We start from the raw sequence: 19,655 nt of genomic DNA, 5'->3' as shown, positions 1-19,655 counted from the left end.
CCATAGACCGCATTCGCGAGCAGGCTCGCTCCCACAGGACGCGGCTTCGCTTGTTATTCGGTGTAGATCATCTTCTTGGTCATGCCGCCATCGACGACGAATTCCTGGCCGGTGACAAACCCGGCATTGCGCGACAGCAACCAAGCGACCATCGCCGCCACGTCCTCGACCATCCCTACCCTGCCCGCCGGATGCTGGGCATGATCGGCATCGGCCAGAGGTTGGGCGCGCCGTACCGAGGGATCACGCGCATCGATCCACCCCGGGCTGACGGCATTGACTCGAATTTCCGGCCCGAGGCTGATGGCCAGCGCATGGGTCAGCGCCAACAATCCGCCCTTGCTCGCGGCATAGGCCTCGGTATCCGGTTCCGACTGCCCGGCGCGGGTCGAGGCCAGGTTGACGATCGAACCGTTGTGGGCACGCAGATACGGCGCACAGTGCTTGGCCAGCAACATCGGCCCGCTCAGGTTCACCGCCAGCACCCGATTCCAATAGGCGAGATCGAGACTTTCCAGAGTGATGTTGTGCGGATCGGCCACCGCCGCGTTGCAGACCAGCGCATCCAGGCGACCAAACTGACCCAGCACCTCGGCCACGCCCAGCGCAACCTGACTTTCGTCCGCGACATCCATGGCGATAAACCAGGCATTCTCGCCCAGCACCTTCGCCACTTTCGAACCACGCGCCCGATCGAGATCGGTCAGCACCACTTGCCAGCCCTCGCTGATCAGCCAGGCGGCAATGCCCAGACCGATGCCACGCGCGGCACCCGTGACCAACGCAACGCGGCCATGGGTACCTGCGGTCGGGGTAGACAACTCGATCACAACGCGGCCAGACCGCGCGCCAGGTCGGCTTGCAGGTCAGCGACGTCCTCCAGACCCACCGCAACGCGGATCAGGCTGTCACGAATGCCCGCCGCTTCACGCTCTTGCGGCGCCAGACGGCCATGAGAGGTGGTGCTCGGGTGCGTGATCGTGGTCTTGCTGTCGCCGAGGTTGGCGGTGATCGAAATCAACCGCGTGGCATCGATAAAGCGCCAGGCGCCCTCTTTGCCGCCCTTGACCTCGAAGCTGACCACAGCACCGAAGCCCTTCTGCTGGCGCTGGGCCAACTCGTGCTGCGGATGGCTCTTGAGACCGGCGTAATGGACTTTCTCGATGCCGTCCTGCCGCTCCAGCCATTCGGCCAGCGCCTGGGCGTTGGCGCAATGCGCTTTCATGCGCAGGTTGAGGGTCTCGAGGCCTTTGAGGAAGATCCACGCATTGAACGGGCTGAGGGTCGGCCCGGCGGTCCGCAGGAAACCCACCACTTCCTTCATCTGTTCGCTGCGTCCGGCGACAACGCCGCCCATGCAGCGGCCCTGACCGTCGATGAACTTGGTTGCCGAGTGCACGACAATGTCCGCGCCGAGCTTCAGCGGTTGTTGCAGCGCCGGGGTGCAGAAGCAATTGTCGACCACCAGCTGCGCGCCCTTGGCGTGGGCGATTTCAGCTAGCGCGGCGATATCCACCAACTCGGCCAACGGATTGGACGGAGACTCGACAAAAAGCAGTTTGGTGTTGGACTTGATCGCCGCGTCCCAGGCCGACAGATCGGCCAGCGGCACGTAATCGACTTCGACGCCGAAGCGTTTGAAGTACTTTTCGAACAGGCTGATGGTCGAGCCGAACACACTGCGCGACACCAGCACATGATCGCCAGCACTGCACAGACTCATCACAACCGCCATGATCGCAGCCATGCCGGTTGCCGTGGCGACGGCTTGCTCGGCGCCCTCCAGCGCGGCAATGCGTTCTTCGAACGCGCGCACGGTCGGGTTGGTGTAGCGCGAATACACGTTGCCGGGCACTTCGCCGGCAAAGCGCGCCGCTGCATCGGCAGCGGTGCGGAACACGTAACTGGAGGTGAAGAACATCGGGTCACCGTGTTCGCCTTCCGGCGTGCGGTGCTGACCGGCACGGACGGCCAGGGTATCGAACGCTACGCCTTCGAGGTCGCTGTCCAGCCGACCGGCATCCCATTCCTGACTCATGCTGTCTCTCCTTGCTGTTCTCGAACAATAAATATCAGATACAAAACCGGCCCCTCAGGGCCGGTGGAAACTCAGTTGTTGTACAGATCGATGATCGCACTGACTGCCTGGGTCTTGACCTTCGAGGCATCGTTGCGCGCCTGTTCGATCTTGTCCAGGTAAGCCTCGTCGACGTCACCGGTCACGTACTTGCCATCGAATACCGCGCAATCGAAGTTTTCGATCTTGATCTTGCCGCCGCCGACCGCTTCGATCAAGTCAGGCAGGTCCTGATAGATCAGCCAGTCTGCGCCGATGAGGTCGGCCACGTCCTGGGTCGAACGGTTGTGCGCGATCAGTTCGTGAGCACTCGGCATGTCGATGCCGTAAACGTTCGGGAAGCGCACCGCGGGTGCCGCCGAGCAGAAATAGACGTTCTTCGCACCGGCTTCGCGGGCCATCTGGATAATCTGCTTGCAGGTGGTGCCACGCACGATCGAGTCATCGACCAGCATCACGTTCTTGCCGCGGAATTCCAGCTCGATGGCATTGAGCTTCTGGCGTACCGACTTCTTGCGCGCCGCCTGGCCCGGCATGATGAAGGTGCGACCGATGTAACGGTTCTTGACGAAGCCTTCGCGGAATTTCACGCCCAGGTGATTGGCCAGTTCCAGCGCAGCGGTACGGCTGGTGTCGGGAATCGGGATAACCACGTCAATGTCGTGCTCAGGGCGCTCGCGCAGGATCTTCTCGGCAAGCTTCTCGCCCATGCGCAGACGCGCCTTGTACACCGACACGCCGTCGATGATCGAGTCCGGACGCGCCAGGTAGACGTGCTCGAAGATGCACGGGGTCAGCGACGGGTTGGTCGCGCACTGACGGGTGTGCAGTTTGCCGTCTTCAGTGATGTACACCGCTTCGCCCGGCGCCAGGTCGCGAATCAGGGTGAAACCCAGCACGTCCAGCGAAACGCTCTCCGAGGCAATCATGTACTCGACGCCTTCGTCGGTGTGACGCTGGCCGAACACGATTGGACGAATGCCGTGCGGGTCGCGGAAACCGACGATGCCGTAACCGGTGATCATCGCGACAACGGCGTAACCACCGACGCAACGGTTGTGCACGTCGGTCACGGCGGCGAAAACGTCCTCTTCGGTCGGCTGCAGCTTGCCGCGCTGGGCCAACTCGTGGGCGAACACGTTGAGCAGCACTTCCGAGTCAGAACTGGTGTTGACGTGACGCAGATCGGATTCGTAGATCTCTTTCGCCAACTGTTCAACGTTGGTCAGATTACCGTTGTGCGCCAGGGTGATGCCGTACGGGGAGTTGACGTAGAACGGCTGGGCTTCTGCCGACGTCGAGCTGCCGGCGGTCGGGTAGCGGACGTGGCCGATACCCATGTGGCCGACCAGACGCTGCATGTGACGCTGCTGGAACACGTCACGCACCAGGCCATTATCCTTGCGCAGGAACAACCGGCCATCATGGCTGGTCACGATACCGGCAGCGTCCTGGCCGCGGTGCTGGAGCACGGTTAGCGCGTCATACAGCGCCTGATTGACGTTCGACTTACCGACGATACCGACGATGCCACACATGCGACGCAACCCCTACTTAATGGATCTGAACTGAACAACACTCACTGAGGCGTTTTCGCCGTCGGCAAGAGCTGCTCCTTGAACGGAATCTCAGCGGGTACGCTGATTCCGCTGGCAAGCCACTGACTGCTCCACCCCAGTATCAGGTTCTTGGACCAGTCGGCGACCAATAGAAACTTGGGCACGAGCTGTGATTCTTTCCACCACCCGTCCTGCTGTACCGGCCCCAGGCTCAACAGCCCGACCGCCACGACCACCAGCAACACGCCACGCGCTGCGCCGAAGGCCATGCCGAGGAATCGATCGGTCCCGGACAACCCGGTGACGCGAACCAACTCGCCGATAAGATAATTGATCATTGCGCCCACGATCAGTGTGGCGACAAACATGATGGCACAGCCCGCGATCACGCGAGCCGATGGGGTTTCGATGTATCCGGCGAGGTACTCGGACAGTGAGCCACCAAACATCCAGGCAACCGCTCCTGCGATGATCCAGGTCAGCAGCGATAAAGCTTCCTTTACGAAGCCGCGGCTCAGACTGATCAAAGCGGAGATGGCGATGATTGCAACGATCGCCCAGTCAACCCAGGTAAATGGCACAGTGCAGCCTACAGACGGATAAGGCGGCGCATTTTAGCAGAGCGCATGGCTGTCGGTAAGCTGCGATTGTCAGTGGTTTTCAATCGAGGTGATAGATTTCAGCCACGTTCAGGCTGAAAACGGACAACGAAGCCCTTGAGGTTCTGCTGGCGACTCAGCAGATCGCGCAGGCGATCAGCTTCGGCGCGCTCGATCAGCGGACCGACGAACACCCGATTCTTGCCGTCAGCCGATCGAATGTAGGCGTTGTAGCCTTGGCTGCGCAGGTTTTTCTGCAGGCTTTCGGCGCTGGCACGGCTAGACAGACTGGCCAGTTGTACCGACCAGCTGACCGACAGACCGTTGGCATCGACGCGGCTCTGCGTGGTATCGGGCTTGCTCGTTGCCGAGGTGATCGGCTGGGCCGGCGCCGGTATCGGCTTGGCCACCGGTGGCGGCGTCGCCGGGCGGGCAATCTGCGCAGGGATGGTCGGTGCTGGCGCAGCCGGGGCAGCCGGAGCAGCAGGCACTGCTTCTTCAGCGACCTCTTCGTCAGTCGGCACCGGCTCTTGCGGCAAAGCCTGCGGCTCAGGCACGGCGACCGGGTCCATTTGCACTTGCGGCAGGGCCGAAGGCTGAGGCGCAGCCGGGGCCTCGACCGTCACCTGACGCTGCTCGTCCTGGCGGGAAAACAGCATCGGCAGGAAGATCACCGCCAGCGCTACCAGCACCAGCGCGCCGACCATGCGCTGCTTGTACGCTTTATCCAGCAAAGCCATTCGCCGCTTCCTCCGTGGAGCGCCGGGCCAGCCACTCAAGGGCCTCGGCGACACAATAAAATGATCCGAACAACAGAATCTCGTCGTCGCTGGTCGCTACCGCGCACTGCCCTTCCAGAGCAGCTGCGACACTGTCGTAGGACGCGACCGAAGCGCCAAGGTTCTGCAGCGCGGCCTGCAACTCCGCGACCGGACGCGCGCGTGGCGAATCCAGCGGCGCGACAGCCCAATGCGCGACACTAGCATTCAATTCGCCAACAACACCATCCAGATCCTTGTCCACCAGCAGCCCGAACACCGCCAGGCGCTTGCCAACCGGCGGGCGCGCGGCCAGACGACGCGCAAGATATTCGGCGGCATGCGGGTTGTGACCGACGTCCAGCAACAGATTCAGGCGCTTGCCGTTCCATTCGAACGAACGGCGATCGAGGCGCCCGACCACGCGCGTCGCCTGCAACGCCGCGACAATCTGCTCGGCATTCCACGGCAAACCTGTCAGCAGATAGGCTTGCAGCGCCAACGCGGCGTTTTCCATTGGCAGATCGAGCAGCGGCAAGTCGCGCAACTCCACCGCTTGGCCCTGTGCATTGGTACCGCGCCACTGCCAATGCTGCTCGGTGATGCCGAGATCGAAATCGCGACCACGCAGGAAAAACGGGCAAGCCAGCTCGCGGGCTTTGTCCAGCAGTGGCTGCGGGGGATTCAGATCGCCGCACAGGGCTGGCTTTCCTTGACGGAAGATCCCGGCCTTCTCGAAGGCTACGGATTCGCGGGTATTGCCAAGATAGTCGGCATGATCGACGCCAATGCTGGTGACCAGCGCGATATCAGCATCGACTACATTGACGGTATCCAGACGCCCGCCCAACCCGACTTCAAGCACCACAGCGTCAAGCGCCGCCTGCTGGAACAGCCAGAACGCTGCCAGAGTGCCCATTTCGAAGTAAGTCAGGGAAGTCTCGCCGCGGCCCGCCTCGACCGCAGCAAAGGCTTCGCAGAGCTGCGCGTCAGTGGCCTCGACGCCATTGAGCTGCACCCGCTCGTTGTAACGCAGCAGGTGCGGGGAATTGTAGACACCAACGCTCAGGCCCTGCGCGCGCAGCAACGAAGCCACGAACGCGCAGGTCGAACCCTTGCCGTTGGTGCCGGTGACCGTGATCACCCGAGGCGCCGGCTGGCCCAGCCCCATGCGGGACGCTACCTGTTGCGAACGCTCCAGGCCCATGTCGATGGCCGACGGATGCAACTGCTCGAGGTAGGCGAGCCATTCACCAAGGGTGCGCTGGGTCATACGTTGGCAGGCACCGGCGGCACCACGATCGGCTCGATCGGCGCGGCGACGAATTTCGGCGTCGGCTTGCCGGTCATCTGTGCCAGCAGGTTACCCAGACGCGGGCGCAGTTCCTGACGGTGGATGATCATGTCGATGGCGCCGTGCTCCAGCAGGAACTCGCTGCGCTGGAAGCCTTCCGGCAGTTTTTCGCGCACGGTCTGCTCGATAACACGCGGACCGGCGAAGCCGATCAGGGCTTTAGGCTCGCCGACAATGACGTCGCCGAGCATCGCCAGACTGGCCGACACACCGCCGTAGACCGGGTCGGTCAGTACGGAGATGAACGGAATGCCTTCTTCACGCAGACGCGCCAGCACGGCCGAGGTCTTGGCCATCTGCATCAGCGAGATCAGCGCTTCCTGCATGCGTGCACCACCGGAAGCAGCGAAGCAGATCATCGGGCAGCGGTTTTCCAGCGCGTAGTTGGCAGCGCGAACGAAGCGCTCACCGACAATGGCGCCCATGGAACCGCCCATGAAGTTGAATTCGAATGCCGAAACCACCACCGGCATGCCCAGCAAGGTGCCGCTGACCGAGATCAGCGCGTCTTTTTCGCCGGTCTGCTTTTGCGCAGCAACCAGGCGATCCTTGTACTTCTTGCCGTCGCGGAATTTCAGACGGTCAACCGGCTCCAGATCGGCGCCCAGTTCGTTGCGGCCTTCCGGATCGAGGAAGATGTCGATGCGCGCACGTGCGCCGATGCGCATGTGATGGTTGCACTTGGGGCAAACGTCCAGGGTCTTTTCCAGTTCCGGACGGTACAACACCGCCTCGCAGGACGGGCATTTGTGCCACAGACCTTCAGGCACCGAGCTCTTCTTGACCTCCGAGCGCATGATCGAAGGGATCAGTTTGTCTACTAACCAGTTGCTCATGCTTTCTTTCTCCAGTACCGGCGGCCCGAACGCTCTGGTTCGCAGCCCCGCGTATGCCCTTGAGCTAAATTCATGTGTGTGGCGATGGTTGATGAACGGTTGCGGTCAGCGCGAAACATGACCTGCGTACGATTCAGCAACCCTCAGCCGCGCCTGCTTTGTGCAAGTGCATTGATGGACGGCGGCAGACTGCCAGCCGTCACATCGACGATGTATTGCCGCGCACCGCGTTGATGAATGCGCGAATCTTGTGGTGATCCTTGATGCCTTTGCTCGCTTCTACCCCGCCGCTGACATCCACCGCGTAGGGCTTGACCCGTGCTACCGCGTCGGCAACGTTCTCCGGCGTCAGGCCACCGGCCAGAATCAGCGGCTTGCTCAGGCGCTGCGGAATCAGTGACCAGTCAAACGCCTCGCCGGTTCCACCGGGCACCCCTTCGACATAGGTGTCGAGCAGCACGCCACTGGCGCCGGGAAAAGCATCGCAGGCAGCGGCAATGTCATCACCCGCCTTGACCCGCAGCGCCTTGATGTACGGACGATGCCAGCCTTCGCATTCCTCGGCGCTTTCGTCGCCATGGAACTGCAGCAGATCCAGCGGCACCGCATCGAGGATTTCTCCCAGCTCGCAACGGCTGGCATTGACGAACAGCCCGACAGTGGTCACGAACGGCGGCAGCGCCTTGATGATCGCCCGCGCCTGCTGCACGCTCACCGCTCGCGGGCTCTTGGCGTAGAACACCAAGCCGATCGCGTCGGCACCGGCTTCGACCGCGGCCAATGCATCTTCGATGCGGGTAATGCCGCAGATCTTGCTGCGAACGGCTGACATGTCAGGAAAACCTCAGGGCAAAATCCGAAAACGTCCCGGATGGTAACAAAAGCGTTCGAGGGCGTCAGCCGTCAAGTTCGGAGAAACCCGTAAGGAAATGTGGCCCGATAAAGCGCTCGGGCAACGGGAATTCGTCGTGGTACTCGACCTGCACCAGATACAACCCGTATGGATGCGCCGTCACCCCGCCGGAGCGACGCTCGCGGCTTTCCAGCACTTCTTTCATCCACTCCACCGGGCGCTCACCGGCGCCGATGGTCATCAGCACACCGGCAATATTGCGCACCATGTGGTGCAGGAACGCGTTGGCACGAATGTCGAGCACGATCATCTTGCCGTGACGGGTCACGCGCAGATGATGCATCTTCTTGATCGGTGACTTGGCCTGGCACTGACCGGCCCGGAATGCGCTGAAATCGTGGGTACCGATCAGGTATTGCGCTGCCTCGGCCATACGTTCGACGTCGAGCGGACGGTGATTCCAGGTGATTTCTTCGTTGAGGTGCGCCGGGCGAATCTGATCGTTGTAGATTACATAGCGATAACGCCGCGCGATGGCTTTGAAGCGCGCGTGAAAATGCGCCGGCATGACCCTGGCCCAGCTGACGCTGATGTCGTGGGGCAGATTGATGTTGGCGCCCATGACCCAGGCTTTCAGCGAGCGATCGACCTGGGTGTCGAAGTGCACCACCTGGCCGCAGGCATGCACGCCGGCATCGGTGCGCCCGGCGCATTGCAGGGAAACCGGCGAATTGGCGACTTTCGACAGGGCTTTTTCAAGCTCTTCCTGCACCGTCGCCACTCCGGTCAACTGCCGTTGCCAGCCGCTGTAACGCGAGCCTTTGTACTCAACGCCCAGCGCGACGCGGTAAAAGCCGTCGGGCGCCATTTCGGCGACCGGGTTATCTATGTTTGCCAAGGTGGGACAGCCTGCTGATTTGCAAAGGCGGGCATTATAAGGCGGTGGGCCGGGGATGCCAGAGTTCTCTATCGGCAGTACCGCCCCATCGCGAGCAGGCTCACTCCTACAAAGGGTACGCATTTCAACTGTAGGAGTGAGCCTGCTCGCGATAGCGATCTTCCGAACACCGCAGAAACGGGCACAAACAAAAACGGCAGCCCCACCGGGCTGCCGTTTTCGTCTACCGCTGAACTCAGACCAGGTTGGAAAGCATTTCCTTGGCCTCGCCCCGCTGCTTCTCGTCACCCTCGGTCAACACTTCGTTGAGGATGTCGCGCGCACCATCGGCATCGCCCATGTCGATGTAAGCCTGGGCCAGATCGAGTTTGGTCGCCGCTTCGTCAGTCCCGGCGAGGAAGTCGAAATCATCTTCGCCCAGGTCATCGCCCAACGCTGCGTCCGCTTCGCTGAAGGTCGGCTCGGCCATGCTTTGCGACAGGCGATCCAGCTCGGCATTGACGTCGTCCAGCTCGGCCGCGAACGCATCCGGCTCGGCGGCGGGATTGGTGTCCATTTCGTCTGCCAGCGACAGGTCGAAATCGGCCGGCAACTCCAGATCGTCCTGCGGCACGTCGGCGACTACCGGCGTCTCGACCGGCGGCAGATCTTTCACACCGTCATCCAGATCGAGCAGGAAGTCATCTTCAGCCAACGTGGCCGGCGATGGTTCGGCGCCAAGATCCATGTCCAGATCGAAGTCCGACAGATCGTCGAGATTGTCTTTCATCTCGGTCTGCTCTTGCAGCACCGAGGCGAAGCTCAGATCGTCTTCGGCCGGGAATTCATCCAGCTCGACCGGCGCTTCTGGCTCAACCACTGGCGCAGGATCTACCGGGGTGATGTTGTCGAGGTCGTCCAGACTCAAATCGAACGCCGTGTCCAGATCGTCAGTCGCAGGCTCAGGCGCCTGCGGCTCGTCCTGCAACAGTTCCTTGACATATTGCGCGTCCAGTTCGGCTGCGACGGCCGCAGCCGCGAGCCCACCGGCAGCAACCACGGCCATGGCCGGGAAGCGGCTTTTCAGCGCTTCGACCTTGGCGAAGTTGTCGCCGTTGGCCACCAGTTGACGCTCTTGCGCAACGAACGCATCGCGGTCGCCCTGCTGACCGTAGACTTCCATCAGCTTCAGGCGCAGATCGCTGCGTTCCGGCTCGAGGCTGACGCCCTCTTCCAGCAGCGCGGCGGCCTGATTCAGGCGACCGGCATTGATGTGCGATTGCGCCTTGTCGAGCACGTCATCCGAGCGTTCGCCGGCCGGGGCCACCAGAGGTGCGGCGATCGGCGCGGCCATCACCACCGGAGTGACAACCGGTGCTGGCGCTGGCGTTGGCGCAGGTGTCGGAGCGGGCGTATTGAGCTTGACGCTGGCCGCAGGAGTTTCCAGGCCAGAGAAGCTGCTTTCCGGCAAATCATGCTCGGCGGAAAACTCTTGTTCTTCAGCCAGAGCACGCGCCATGCGCAGGTGCTTTTCGGCTTCCTGCTGAGCTTTGCGACGACGCGCCAGTAGCAACAACAGAAGCAGCAAAACCACCGCACCGCCGCCGATCAGGCCGAGCAGGATCGGATTGGTCAGCAGTTCGTTGAAAGTTTTGTCATCGTCAGCAGCGGGCGTGGTTTCAACCACCGGCTCGACGACCGGCTCAACCGGTGTTTCCGCTGGAGGCGCAATGGCCGACTCCGGAGTGGGTGAAGCGGCTGCGGCGTCCGCCGGGGTGGCCGGCGGAGTCGCGGCCAGCTCGGCAGTGATCGCCGGAACCGGCGGCACAGCAGCGTTGGCGCCAGGCGCAGCGCTGGCACCGTCGGCCTGCATCTTAGCCAGTTGATTGTTCTTCAGCTCGATCAGCTTCTGCAGCTTGTCCAGCTGGCTCTGCAGATCAGCCATGCGGCTTTTCAGTTCCTCATTGTCACGACGGGTCGTGTCGAGGGTTTCCTGAGTGATCGCCAGTTTGTTGCTCAGCGCCTTGGCATCGCCTGCCGGGCCTTTCGCACCGGGCTTGGCGCTTTCCGCCGAGACCAGGCTCAGATTGTCCTGAGTGTTGGGCGCCGCACCGGTGTTGCCACGGCCGCGATTGGTCGCATCCAGCTGCTGCTGACCGGTGCCCGGCTTGGCCACGTAACGACGACCCTGACGCCAGGCTTCGTTCTGCGCCGCCACTTCAGCGATGGCTGCCGATTGCGGCAGCGCGGTGCTTTGTACCGAGTCCGGCAGACGCAGCACCTGACCGGTTTTCAGACGGTTGATGTTGCCGTCGATAAAGGCATTCGGATTGAGTGCCTGAATCGCCAGCATGGTCTGCTGCACCGATCCGCCGTTACGCGCCTTCGCGGCGATTTCCCACAGGGTGTCGCGCGGCGTAGTGGTGTACTGATTGCGATGGGTGGCGCCAGTGGTTGGCGCGGTGATGGTTTGCGACGGCGCCGGTTGCGCAGCGGCGTCAGCGGTCTGCGGCGAGAACTTCGACGGATCGAGCAGCACGCTGTAATCACGTAGCAAGCGGCCATTGGGCCACATCACCTGCACGAGAAACTTCACCATCGGTTCCGACAGCGGTTGGCTCGAGGTCACGCGCAACACGCTTTTGCCGTTGGCGTTGAGCACCGGGGTGAAGGTCAGATCATTGAGAAAGGCCTGGCGATCGACGCCGGCCTTGGCGAAATCTTCGGGTGAAGCCAGGCTCGGCACCACCTCGGCGGCGGTGAGATCCTTGACGTCGAGCAGCTCGATTTCGGCCACCAACGGCTGGTTCAGGGTCGACTTCAGGGTCAGCTCCCCGAGCCCGAGGGCATGCGCCATACCGGAGGACAGCGCCGAGGCGGCCGCTATTGCTAACACCAGTTTGCGAACTTGAACCATAGCCTCATCCTTTGTTTGAACGTTCCTCGGCCAGCGAGAAGCTTTTGAATACCGCTGCCGTAAGGCATTGCGCGCGACGACGGAAGTCGCCGCGCGCGATCATTTCTTTACTGCCCCGGAAAGTCCCGGAGGGTGACTCGTCATCGAGCGCTTCGGGCAAGCATAGCGCTCACCTAGAATCAGTCGACAAATTGTTGCCAAGTATCTTTTACAGCAGGTCTTTTATCAACAACTCAGCCAGCTGCACGGCATTGAGCGCCGCGCCTTTGCGTACGTTATCTGACGTCAGCCAAAGATTTAGTTCCGCCGGGTCGTCGACGCCGCTGCGCACGCGCCCGACATAGACCACGTCCTGCCCCACTGCATCGCCGACAGCGGTCGGATAATCGCCGGCATCAACCAGCTCGATGCCCGGCGCAGCTTCGAGCGCTGCGTTGACCTGTTCCAGGTCAACAGCACTTGCTGACTGCAAGGTCACGCTAAAGCTATCGCCAAAAAACACCGGGGCTTGAACGCAAGTGGCAGAAATCTTCAATAAAGGTTTCGCCAGGACTTGGCGCAGTTCACGCACCAGACGTTTTTCCAGCAGCGTATGGCCCTGCGCATCCGGCGTGCCGACTTGGGCGAGCAGGTTGAAAGCCATCTGCCGATCAAAGAATGTTGGCTCCAGCGGGCGCATGTTCAGCAGCTCGGCGGTCTGCCGCGCGAGCTCGGTTACCGCCTCGCGGCCTTGCGCAGAAACCGCCAGATTGGCGGTGACATTGACGTATTGCAGATCAATCAGATCGAGCAGCGGCGCCAACACCACCGCAAGGGTCGTGGCCGACGGGCTCGGGCTGCTGACCTGGAATGGGCTTTTCAGACTGGCGAGAATATCGGCATTGGCCTCCGGCACCACCTGCGGCGCCTGATCGGCGGGCAAGGCGCCGGACAGGTCGATCAACGAGCAGCCGGCAGCATGGGCGCGTGCCGCATAGCTCAGCGACACAGCGGCGCCGGCGGCGAAGAACACCAGTTTGACCTTGCTGAAATCGAACTCGTCAACCTCGCGCACGCGTACGTTTTTGTTGCGGAACAGCACCGAGCTACCGGCTGATTCACTGCTGGCCAGCAGGTGCAGGTTGCCGACCGGGAAGTCGCGTTCTTCGAGAATCTGTACGAGGGTTTCGCCGACAGTACCGGTGGCGCCGATAACGGCGATATCGAAAGTCTGGGTCATGGAGCTACCTCTGGCAAAACGGGGGAGCGGCACTTTACCGGGTGGGTGGCGCACAGGCAATTTCTGCAGGTTTTGCGGTGTCAGTACCGGCCCCTTCGCGAGCAAGCTCGCTCCCACATTTGAAATGCATTCCCCTGTGGGAGCGAGCTTGCTCGCGAAAAAGGCAGTACAGACACCCGAGAAATCCTTGGCATAAAAAAACCCGCACCTCTTTCAAGGCGCGGGCTCTTTCATCGCGTCAAGCGATCAACGCTCCAGCAGGATCCGCAGCATGCGCCGCAGCGGTTCGGCCGCGCCCCACAGCAGCTGGTCGCCGACGGTGAAGGCACCGACGAATTGCGAACCCATGTTCAACTTGCGCAGACGGCCGACCGGGACATTCAGGGTGCCGGTGACCTTGGTCGGGCTCAGCTCCTGCATGCTGATCTCGCGGTTGTTCGGCACCAGTTTGACCCAAGGGTTGTGCTGGCTGATCAGCCCTTCGATATCGGCGATCGGTACGTCTTTGTTGAGCTTGATGGTCAGCGCCTGGCTGTGGCAGCGCATGGCGCCGATGCGCACGCAGATGCCGTCGACCGGGATCGGGCTCTTGAAGCGGCCGAGAATCTTGTTGGTCTCGGCCTGGGCCTTCCACTCTTCGCGGCTCTGGCCGTTCGGCAGTTCCTTGTCGATCCACGGGATCAGGCTGCCGGCCAGCGGTACACCGAAATTTTCGGTCGGGTAGGCTTCGCTACGCATGGCCTCGGCAACACGACGGTCGATGTCGAGAATCGCGCTGGCCGGGTCGGCCAGTTGATCAGCGACAGCGGCGTGGGTCGCGCCCATCTGCTTGATCAGTTCACGCATGTTCTGCGCGCCGGCACCGGAGGCGGCCTGATACGTCATGGCGCTCATCCACTCGACCAGACCGGCTTCGAACAGACCGCCCAGGCCCATCAGCATCAGGCTGACGGTGCAGTTGCCACCGATGTAGTTCTTGGTGCCCGCGTCCAGCTGCTGGTCGATGACCTTGCGGTTGACCGGGTCGAGAATGATCACCGCGTCATCGTTCATGCGCAGGCTCGACGCCGCATCGATCCAGTAGCCCTGCCAGCCGGCTTCGCGCAGCTTGGGGAATACTTCGCTGGTGTAGTCGCCGCCCTGGCAGGTCAGGATCACGTCGAGGGTCTTCAGCTCGTCAATGCTGTAAGCGTCCTTGAGCGGAGCAATGTCCTTGCCCACGGACGGGCCCTGGCCACCGACATTGGACGTGGTGAAAAACACCGGCTCGATAAGATCGAAATCCTGCTCTTCCAGCATCCGCTGCATGAGCACGGAACCGACCATCCCGCGCCAACCGATCAGACCTACACGTTTCATCGCAACTACACCTTCTTGAAAAGTGGGCCGCTGCTTAGCATTGAATTTCGCAGCGGGCCCGAGAGATTACAGATTCCGCAGCGCGGCGACTACTGCGTCGCCCATTTCCTGCGTACCGACTTTGGTACAACCGGCCGAGTGGATGTCGCCGGTGCGCAAGCCCTGATCGAGCACGACGCTGACGGCTTTTTCGATGGCATCGGCAGCATCGTGCAGATTGAAGCTGTAACGCAGCATCATCGACACCGACAGGATCGTTGCCAGCGGGTTGGCAATGCCTTGACCGGCAATGTCCGGCGCCGAACCGTGGCAAGGCTCGTACATGCCCTTGTTGTTGGAGTCCAGCGAGGCCGACGGCAGCATGCCGATGGAGCCGGTGAGCATCGACGCTTCGTCGGAGAGGATGTCGCCGAACATGTTGTCGGTGACGATTACGTCAAACTGCTTCGGCGCACGCACCAGTTGCATGGCGGCGTTGTCGACGTACATGTGGCTCAGTTCGACTTGCGGGTAATCCTTCGCCACTTGTTCGACGACTTCACGCCACAACTGGCTGGACGCCAGGACGTTGGCCTTGTCCACCGAGCAGAGCTTCTTGCCACGGACCATGGCCATGTCGAAACCGACACGGGCGATGCGGCGGATTTCGCTTTCGCTGTACGGCAGGGTGTCGTAGGACTGACGCTCGCCATTGTCCAGCGTACGGGTGCCACGCGGCGCGCCGAAGTAAATGCCGCCGGTCAGCTCACGGACGATGAGGATGTCCAGGCCGGCAACGATTTCCGGTTTCAGGCTCGACGCGTCGGCCAACTGCGGATAGAGGATCGCCGGGCGCAGGTTACCGAACAGGCCCAGTTGCGCACGGATCTTCAACAGACCGCGCTCAGGGCGGATATCACGCTCGATGGTGTCCCATTTCGGGCCACCGACCGCGCCCAGCAGCACAGCATCGGCAGCACGGGCGCGTTCCAGGGTTTCGTCGGCCAGCGGCACGCCGTGCTTGTCGATGGCCGCGCCACCGATCACGTCGTGGCTCAGCTCGAAGCCCAGGCTGTACTTGTCGTTGGCCAGTTCCAGCACCTTGACCGCTTCGGCCATGATTTCCGGACCAATGCCGTCACCCGGGAGAATCAGAATCTGCTTGCTCATGCTTTCCTCGTGTCTTCAAGCGGTGCGCCAGTGAACGGCGCGCCGGGAAAAATTCTTATCGCTCAGCCATCAGTACGATCACATCGGTACTGAACGAGCCGTCGGCATCTATCTCAAAATACTCACGCACCTCGTTGCCCATCGACTGCTGCAACTGGCGGATCGCCCCGCGCATCACCTCGGGCGTGCGCATGCGCTCGACCCAACTGAGGTACTCCAGACGCAAGCGCTGGCGCGTGGTGCTGCGCACATGCAGACCGGCTTCGCTGACCTGGCGCAGCCATTCGGCGGCGGAGTAGTCGCGGACATGGCTGGTGTCACGCAGCACTTCAACGCTTTGCAGGTAAGTGTCGAACAACGGACTGCCCGGTGACAACACATCGACGAACGCTGCCACCCCGCCCGGCTTGAGCACCCGGCGAACTTCGCGCAAGGCCAGGCCCAGGTCGCTCCAGTGATGCGCCGAATAACGACTGAACACAAAATCGAACTCGCCATCGGCGAACGGCAGGCGCTCGGCAGCGCCGTTGACGGTGACGATGTTGCTCAGAGCGCGATCGACGGCAGCACCCGCAACCACATCGAGCATTTGCTGCGACAGGTCGTAGGCCACCACTTCCCTGACCAGCGGCGCCACATGAAAACTGACATGCCCGGCGCCACAGCCCAGATCCAGCACCCGTGCCGCGCCCTGCCCGGCCAGCTCAGCCTGCAGCACTGCGAATTCACTGCCTTGGGCGTGAACGGCGCTGCTCAGGTAAGCGGCGGCCTGTTCGCCGAATTGCTTCTGGACGACCTGGGTGTGCTGGGCGGTGCTGGTCATGGTCACATCCTTCTGGGTTTTAGCCTTGTATTGCCCGGACTACCGCCTTCGCGAGCAAGCTCGCTCCCACATTTGAAATGCATTCCCCCTGTGGGAGCGAGCTTGCTCGCGAAGGGGCCGGCCCTGACTACATCAATTCCAAATCATGCTTATGCGTCGCGAAACAACCACGGCTGGCTAACCCGATGTTTCGCCTCGAACGTCGCAATCGCATCACCGTCCTGCAAGGTCAGGCCGATATCGTCCAGACCATTGAGCAGGCAATGCTTGCGAAACGCGTCGATCTCGAAGCTGTAGACCTTGCCATCCGGGCGGGTCACGGTCTGCGCTTGCAGGTCGATCTGCAATTGATAACCCGGCTCGGCTTCAACCTGCTTAAACAGTTCATCAACTTCTGCATCGCTGAGGATGATCGGCAGCAGGCCGTTCTTGAAACTGTTGTTGAAGAAGATGTCGGCGTAGCTCGGCGCGATGATGCTGCGAAAACCATACTCTTCCAGCGCCCACGGCGCGTGTTCACGGCTCGAACCGCAGCCGAAGTTCTCGCGGGCGAGCAACACGCTGGCCCCCTGATAACGCTCGGCGTTGAGCACGAAATCCTTGTTCAACGGGCGCTTGGAGTTGTCCTGATACGGCTGGCCGACATCCAGATAACGCCACTCGTCGAACAGGTTCGGGCCGAAACCGGTGCGCTTGATCGACTTCAAAAACTGCTTGGGAATGATCTGATCGGTGTCGACGTTGGCACGATCCAGAGGCGCGACAAGACCAGTGTGCTGAGTGAATGCCTTCATCTTTACTGTGCTCCTTGGATCAATTGACGAACGTCGATGAAACGGCCGTTCACCGCTGCTGCTGCCGCCATGGCAGGGCTGACGAGGTGGGTACGGCCACCGGCGCCCTGACGGCCTTCGAAGTTGCGGTTGGAAGTCGAGGCGCAGTGCTCGCCGGACTCCAAACGGTCCGGGTTCATCGCCAGGCACATCGAGCAACCCGGCTCGCGCCACTCGAAACCGGCTTCGAGGAAAATCTTGTCGAGGCCTTCGGCCTCCGCCTGAGCCTTGACCAGACCCGAGCCCGGCACGACGATCGCCTGCTTGATGGTCGAGGCGACCTTGCGGCCCTTGGCAATTACCGCAGCGGCGCGCAAGTCTTCAATGCGCGAGTTGGTGCAAGAACCGATGAACACGCGATCAAGCTGAATGTCGGTGATCGCCTGATTGGCGGTCAAACCCATGTATTTCAAGGCGCGGACAATCGAATCGCGCTTGACCAGATCCATTTCCTTCGCCGGATCCGGTACGTTCTGATCAACAGCCAAAACCATTTCCGGGGAAGTGCCCCAGCTGACTTGCGGCTTGATTTGCGCGGCATCCAGCTCGACCACGGTGTCGAATTTGGCATCGGCGTCGGAGACCAGATCTTTCCAGGCTTCGACGGCCATGTCCCACTGCTCGCCCTTCGGCGCGAATGGACGACCCTTGACGTAGTCGATGGTCTTTTGATCCGCGGCCACCAAGCCTACGCGGGCGCCGGCTTCGATGGACATGTTACAGATGGTCATGCGGCCTTCGACGGACAGATCACGGATCGCGCTGCCGGCAAATTCGATGGCATGGCCGTTACCGCCGGCGGTGCCGATCTTGCCGATAACGGCGAGGACGATGTCCTTGGCGGTCACGCCGAACGGCAATTGGCCTTCGACGCGCACCAGCATGTTCTTCATTTTTTTGGCGACCAGGCACTGCGTGGCGAGCACGTGCTCGACCTCGGAAGTGCCGATGCCGTGGGCCAATGCACCGAATGCGCCGTGGGTGGAGGTGTGCGAGTCGCCGCAGACTACCGTCATACCCGGCAAGGTCGCGCCCTGCTCCGGGCTGATGACGTGGACGATGCCCTGGCGAACGTCGTTCATCTTGAACTCGACGATGCCGTATTCATCGCAGTTGTCGTCGAGGGTCTGCACCTGCAAACGCGAAACCTGATCGGCAATGGCTTCGATGCCGCCCTTGCGTTCCGGGGTGGTCGGTACGTTGTGGTCCGGGGTGGCGATGTTGGCATCGATGCGCCAAGGCTTGCGCCCGGCCAGACGCAAGCCTTCGAAAGCTTGCGGCGAAGTCACTTCGTGGATGATGTGACGATCGATGTAGATCAGCGCCGAGCCATCGTCGCGCTGCTTGACCAAATGCGAATCCCAGAGCTTGTCGTAGAGCGTTTTGCCGGCCATCAGACGGTTCCTCATCAGCTTGTTTCTATGCCCTGGGCTTATCAATAACCCTTTGGCTTGTGAGGCCGATCCTATGGGGTTAGATTAAATAACTCAAATTCATATTTTTTATGCTTTGGATAACCAACTGGAATGCGACATGGATCTGGCTAACCTCAATGCTTTTATTGCCATCGCCGAGACCGGCAGCTTCTCCGGCGCGGGCGAACGCCTGCACCTGACCCAACCGGCGATCAGCAAACGCATCGCCGGGCTTGAGCAGCAATTAAAGGTGCGCCTGTTCGATCGCCTCGGTCGCGAAGTCGGTCTGACCGAGGCCGGCCGCGCCCTGCTGCCACGGGCTTATCAGATTCTCAATGTGCTCGACGACACCCGCCGCGCCCTGACCAACCTGACCGGTGAAGTCAGCGGTCGCCTGACCCTGGCCACCAGTCACCACATCGGCCTGCACCGCTTGCCTCCTCTATTAAGGGAGTTCACTCGCCGCTACCCACAGGTCGCGCTGGATATTCAGTTCCTCGATTCGGAAGTGGCCTATGAAGAAATTCTCCACGGCCGTGCAGAACTGGCGGTCATCACCCTCGCGCCGGAGCCGCACACCCTGGTCAAAGCCACGCCGGTGTGGGACGACCCGCTGGATTTTGTCGTGGCCCCGGAGCACTCGCTGATCAACAACGGCGCCGTCAGTCTGGCAGACATCGCCGGCCATCCGGCAGTTTTCCCCGGCGGTAACACCTTTACCCATCACATCGTCCAGCGTTTGTTCGAAGCCCAGGGCCTGACGCCGAACATCGCCATGAGCACCAACTACCTGGAAACCATCAAGATGATGGTCTCCATCGGCCTGGCCTGGAGCGTGCTGCCGCGCACCATGCTCGATGAACAAGTGGCAAGCATCGCATTGCCGGGCATACAGCTCACTCGCCAGCTAGGCTATATCTTGCACACCGAACGGACGCTATCGAACGCAGCAAGAGCCTTCATGGCCCTGCTGGATGCACAAATCGATCGGCCAGGGACTCCGGCCTGACTTGTGCTAATCCTATAG

17 protein-coding genes are annotated in these 19,655 nt (G+C 61.5%); 1 reads left to right on the top strand and 16 read right to left on the bottom strand.

Annotated elements, in window-relative coordinates:
* Positions 1-53 precede the first annotated feature (53 nt).
* The 16 genes from J2Y90_RS15465 to leuC form a co-directional block, all read right to left on the bottom strand.
* Positions 54-830: an SDR family oxidoreductase gene (locus J2Y90_RS15465; RefSeq protein ID WP_253500716.1), complete on the bottom strand. Its 777-nt coding sequence runs from the start codon at positions 828-830 to the stop codon at positions 54-56.
* The gene (locus tag J2Y90_RS15460; RefSeq protein ID WP_253500715.1) at positions 827-2,038 is read right to left on the bottom strand and encodes an O-succinylhomoserine sulfhydrylase; all 1,212 of its coding nucleotides are present in this window, start codon (positions 2,036-2,038) and stop codon (positions 827-829) included. Before J2Y90_RS15460 ends, J2Y90_RS15465 begins: the two co-directional genes overlap by 4 nt.
* Before the next feature lie 71 nt (positions 2,039-2,109).
* The gene (gene purF, locus J2Y90_RS15455) at positions 2,110-3,615 is read right to left on the bottom strand and encodes an amidophosphoribosyltransferase (protein WP_003226416.1); all 1,506 of its coding nucleotides are present in this window, start codon (positions 3,613-3,615) and stop codon (positions 2,110-2,112) included.
* A 41-nt stretch (positions 3,616-3,656) separates the two neighbouring features.
* Positions 3,657-4,217, bottom strand: coding sequence for a CvpA family protein (locus J2Y90_RS15450; protein ID WP_016773942.1), 561 nt, complete (start codon positions 4,215-4,217; stop codon positions 3,657-3,659).
* Between the two features lie 98 nt (positions 4,218-4,315).
* A complete protein-coding gene (locus tag J2Y90_RS15445; RefSeq protein ID WP_253500714.1) occupies positions 4,316-4,975 on the bottom strand; it encodes an SPOR domain-containing protein in 660 nt (219 codons plus the stop codon).
* Positions 4,959-6,266 carry a bifunctional tetrahydrofolate synthase/dihydrofolate synthase gene (gene folC / locus J2Y90_RS15440; RefSeq protein ID WP_253500713.1) on the bottom strand — a complete coding sequence of 436 codons (1,308 nt, stop codon included), beginning with the start codon at positions 6,264-6,266 and terminating at the stop codon, positions 4,959-4,961. Before folC ends, J2Y90_RS15445 begins: the two co-directional genes overlap by 17 nt.
* The gene (gene accD / locus J2Y90_RS15435) at positions 6,263-7,183 is read right to left on the bottom strand and encodes an acetyl-CoA carboxylase, carboxyltransferase subunit beta (protein WP_016773939.1); all 921 of its coding nucleotides are present in this window, start codon (positions 7,181-7,183) and stop codon (positions 6,263-6,265) included. The genes folC and accD overlap by 4 nt, the downstream gene beginning before the upstream one ends.
* A gap of 199 nt (positions 7,184-7,382) precedes the next feature.
* Positions 7,383-8,015: a phosphoribosylanthranilate isomerase gene (locus J2Y90_RS15430; RefSeq protein WP_253500712.1), complete on the bottom strand. Its 633-nt coding sequence runs from the start codon at positions 8,013-8,015 to the stop codon at positions 7,383-7,385.
* 64 nt (positions 8,016-8,079) lie between these two features.
* Positions 8,080-8,904 (bottom strand): tRNA pseudouridine(38-40) synthase TruA, encoded by an 825-nt coding sequence (gene truA / locus J2Y90_RS15425; protein WP_047600206.1) that lies wholly within the window; start codon positions 8,902-8,904, stop codon positions 8,080-8,082.
* A gap of 265 nt (positions 8,905-9,169) precedes the next feature.
* On the bottom strand, positions 9,170-11,830 hold the full coding sequence (locus tag J2Y90_RS15420) for a FimV/HubP family polar landmark protein (protein ID WP_253500711.1): 2,661 nt from the start codon (positions 11,828-11,830) through the stop codon (positions 9,170-9,172).
* 208 nt (positions 11,831-12,038) lie between these two features.
* Positions 12,039-13,049 (bottom strand): aspartate-semialdehyde dehydrogenase, encoded by a 1,011-nt coding sequence (locus J2Y90_RS15415; protein WP_253500710.1) that lies wholly within the window; start codon positions 13,047-13,049, stop codon positions 12,039-12,041.
* A 246-nt stretch (positions 13,050-13,295) separates the two neighbouring features.
* Positions 13,296-14,408: an aspartate-semialdehyde dehydrogenase gene (gene asd / locus J2Y90_RS15410; RefSeq protein WP_071171651.1), complete on the bottom strand. Its 1,113-nt coding sequence runs from the start codon at positions 14,406-14,408 to the stop codon at positions 13,296-13,298.
* A 66-nt stretch (positions 14,409-14,474) separates the two neighbouring features.
* Positions 14,475-15,557 carry a 3-isopropylmalate dehydrogenase gene (leuB, locus tag J2Y90_RS15405; RefSeq protein WP_253500709.1) on the bottom strand — a complete coding sequence of 361 codons (1,083 nt, stop codon included), beginning with the start codon at positions 15,555-15,557 and terminating at the stop codon, positions 14,475-14,477.
* A gap of 55 nt (positions 15,558-15,612) precedes the next feature.
* Entirely contained in the window at positions 15,613-16,380 is a 768-nt protein-coding gene (locus J2Y90_RS15400; protein ID WP_253500708.1) for a class I SAM-dependent methyltransferase, read from the bottom strand.
* A gap of 149 nt (positions 16,381-16,529) precedes the next feature.
* Positions 16,530-17,174, bottom strand: a complete 645-nt coding sequence (leuD, locus tag J2Y90_RS15395; protein ID WP_024012386.1) for a 3-isopropylmalate dehydratase small subunit — start codon at positions 17,172-17,174, stop codon at positions 16,530-16,532.
* 2 nt (positions 17,175-17,176) lie between these two features.
* Positions 17,177-18,607, bottom strand: coding sequence for a 3-isopropylmalate dehydratase large subunit (gene leuC, locus J2Y90_RS15390; protein ID WP_253500707.1), 1,431 nt, complete (start codon positions 18,605-18,607; stop codon positions 17,177-17,179).
* Positions 18,608-18,746: 139 nt separating this feature from the next.
* On the opposite strand from leuC, the gene J2Y90_RS15385 reads away from it, so the two are divergent.
* Positions 18,747-19,637 carry a LysR family transcriptional regulator gene (locus J2Y90_RS15385; protein ID WP_042609424.1) on the top strand — a complete coding sequence of 297 codons (891 nt, stop codon included), beginning with the start codon at positions 18,747-18,749 and terminating at the stop codon, positions 19,635-19,637.
* Positions 19,638-19,655: the final 18 nt, after the last annotated feature.

The sequence above is a fragment of the Pseudomonas koreensis genome, from assembly GCF_024169245.1.
GTDB lineage: Bacteria > Pseudomonadota > Gammaproteobacteria > Pseudomonadales > Pseudomonadaceae > Aquipseudomonas > Aquipseudomonas koreensis_F.
Note: the sequence above shows the minus strand (reverse complement) of the source record. Positions and strands in the feature narration are given on the sequence as shown.

What these genes read in the sequence shown, in the direction of transcription:
- J2Y90_RS15460 (WP_253500715.1), bottom strand. Translation starts at nt 2,038, where the DNA reads ATGAGTCAGGAATGGGATGCCGGTCGGCTGGACAGCGACCTCGAAGGC.
- purF (WP_003226416.1), bottom strand. Translation starts at nt 3,615, where the DNA reads ATGTGTGGCATCGTCGGTATCGTCGGTAAGTCGAACGTCAATCAGGCG.
- J2Y90_RS15445 (WP_253500714.1), bottom strand. Translation starts at nt 4,975, where the DNA reads ATGGCTTTGCTGGATAAAGCGTACAAGCAGCGCATGGTCGGCGCGCTG.
- folC (WP_253500713.1), bottom strand. Translation starts at nt 6,266, where the DNA reads ATGACCCAGCGCACCCTTGGTGAATGGCTCGCCTACCTCGAGCAGTTG.
- accD (WP_016773939.1), bottom strand. Translation starts at nt 7,183, where the DNA reads ATGAGCAACTGGTTAGTAGACAAACTGATCCCTTCGATCATGCGCTCG.
- J2Y90_RS15430 (WP_253500712.1), bottom strand. Translation starts at nt 8,015, where the DNA reads ATGTCAGCCGTTCGCAGCAAGATCTGCGGCATTACCCGCATCGAAGAT.
- truA (WP_047600206.1), bottom strand. Translation starts at nt 8,904, where the DNA reads ATGGCGCCCGACGGCTTTTACCGCGTCGCGCTGGGCGTTGAGTACAAA.
- J2Y90_RS15420 (WP_253500711.1), bottom strand. Translation starts at nt 11,830, where the DNA reads ATGGTTCAAGTTCGCAAACTGGTGTTAGCAATAGCGGCCGCCTCGGCG.
- J2Y90_RS15415 (WP_253500710.1), bottom strand. Translation starts at nt 13,049, where the DNA reads ATGACCCAGACTTTCGATATCGCCGTTATCGGCGCCACCGGTACTGTC.
- asd (WP_071171651.1), bottom strand. Translation starts at nt 14,408, where the DNA reads ATGAAACGTGTAGGTCTGATCGGTTGGCGCGGGATGGTCGGTTCCGTG.
- leuB (WP_253500709.1), bottom strand. Translation starts at nt 15,557, where the DNA reads ATGAGCAAGCAGATTCTGATTCTCCCGGGTGACGGCATTGGTCCGGAA.
- J2Y90_RS15400 (WP_253500708.1), bottom strand. Translation starts at nt 16,380, where the DNA reads ATGACCAGCACCGCCCAGCACACCCAGGTCGTCCAGAAGCAATTCGGC.
- leuD (WP_024012386.1), bottom strand. Translation starts at nt 17,174, where the DNA reads ATGAAGGCATTCACTCAGCACACTGGTCTTGTCGCGCCTCTGGATCGT.
- leuC (WP_253500707.1), bottom strand. Translation starts at nt 18,607, where the DNA reads ATGGCCGGCAAAACGCTCTACGACAAGCTCTGGGATTCGCATTTGGTC.
- J2Y90_RS15385 (WP_042609424.1), top strand. Translation starts at nt 18,747, where the DNA reads ATGGATCTGGCTAACCTCAATGCTTTTATTGCCATCGCCGAGACCGGC.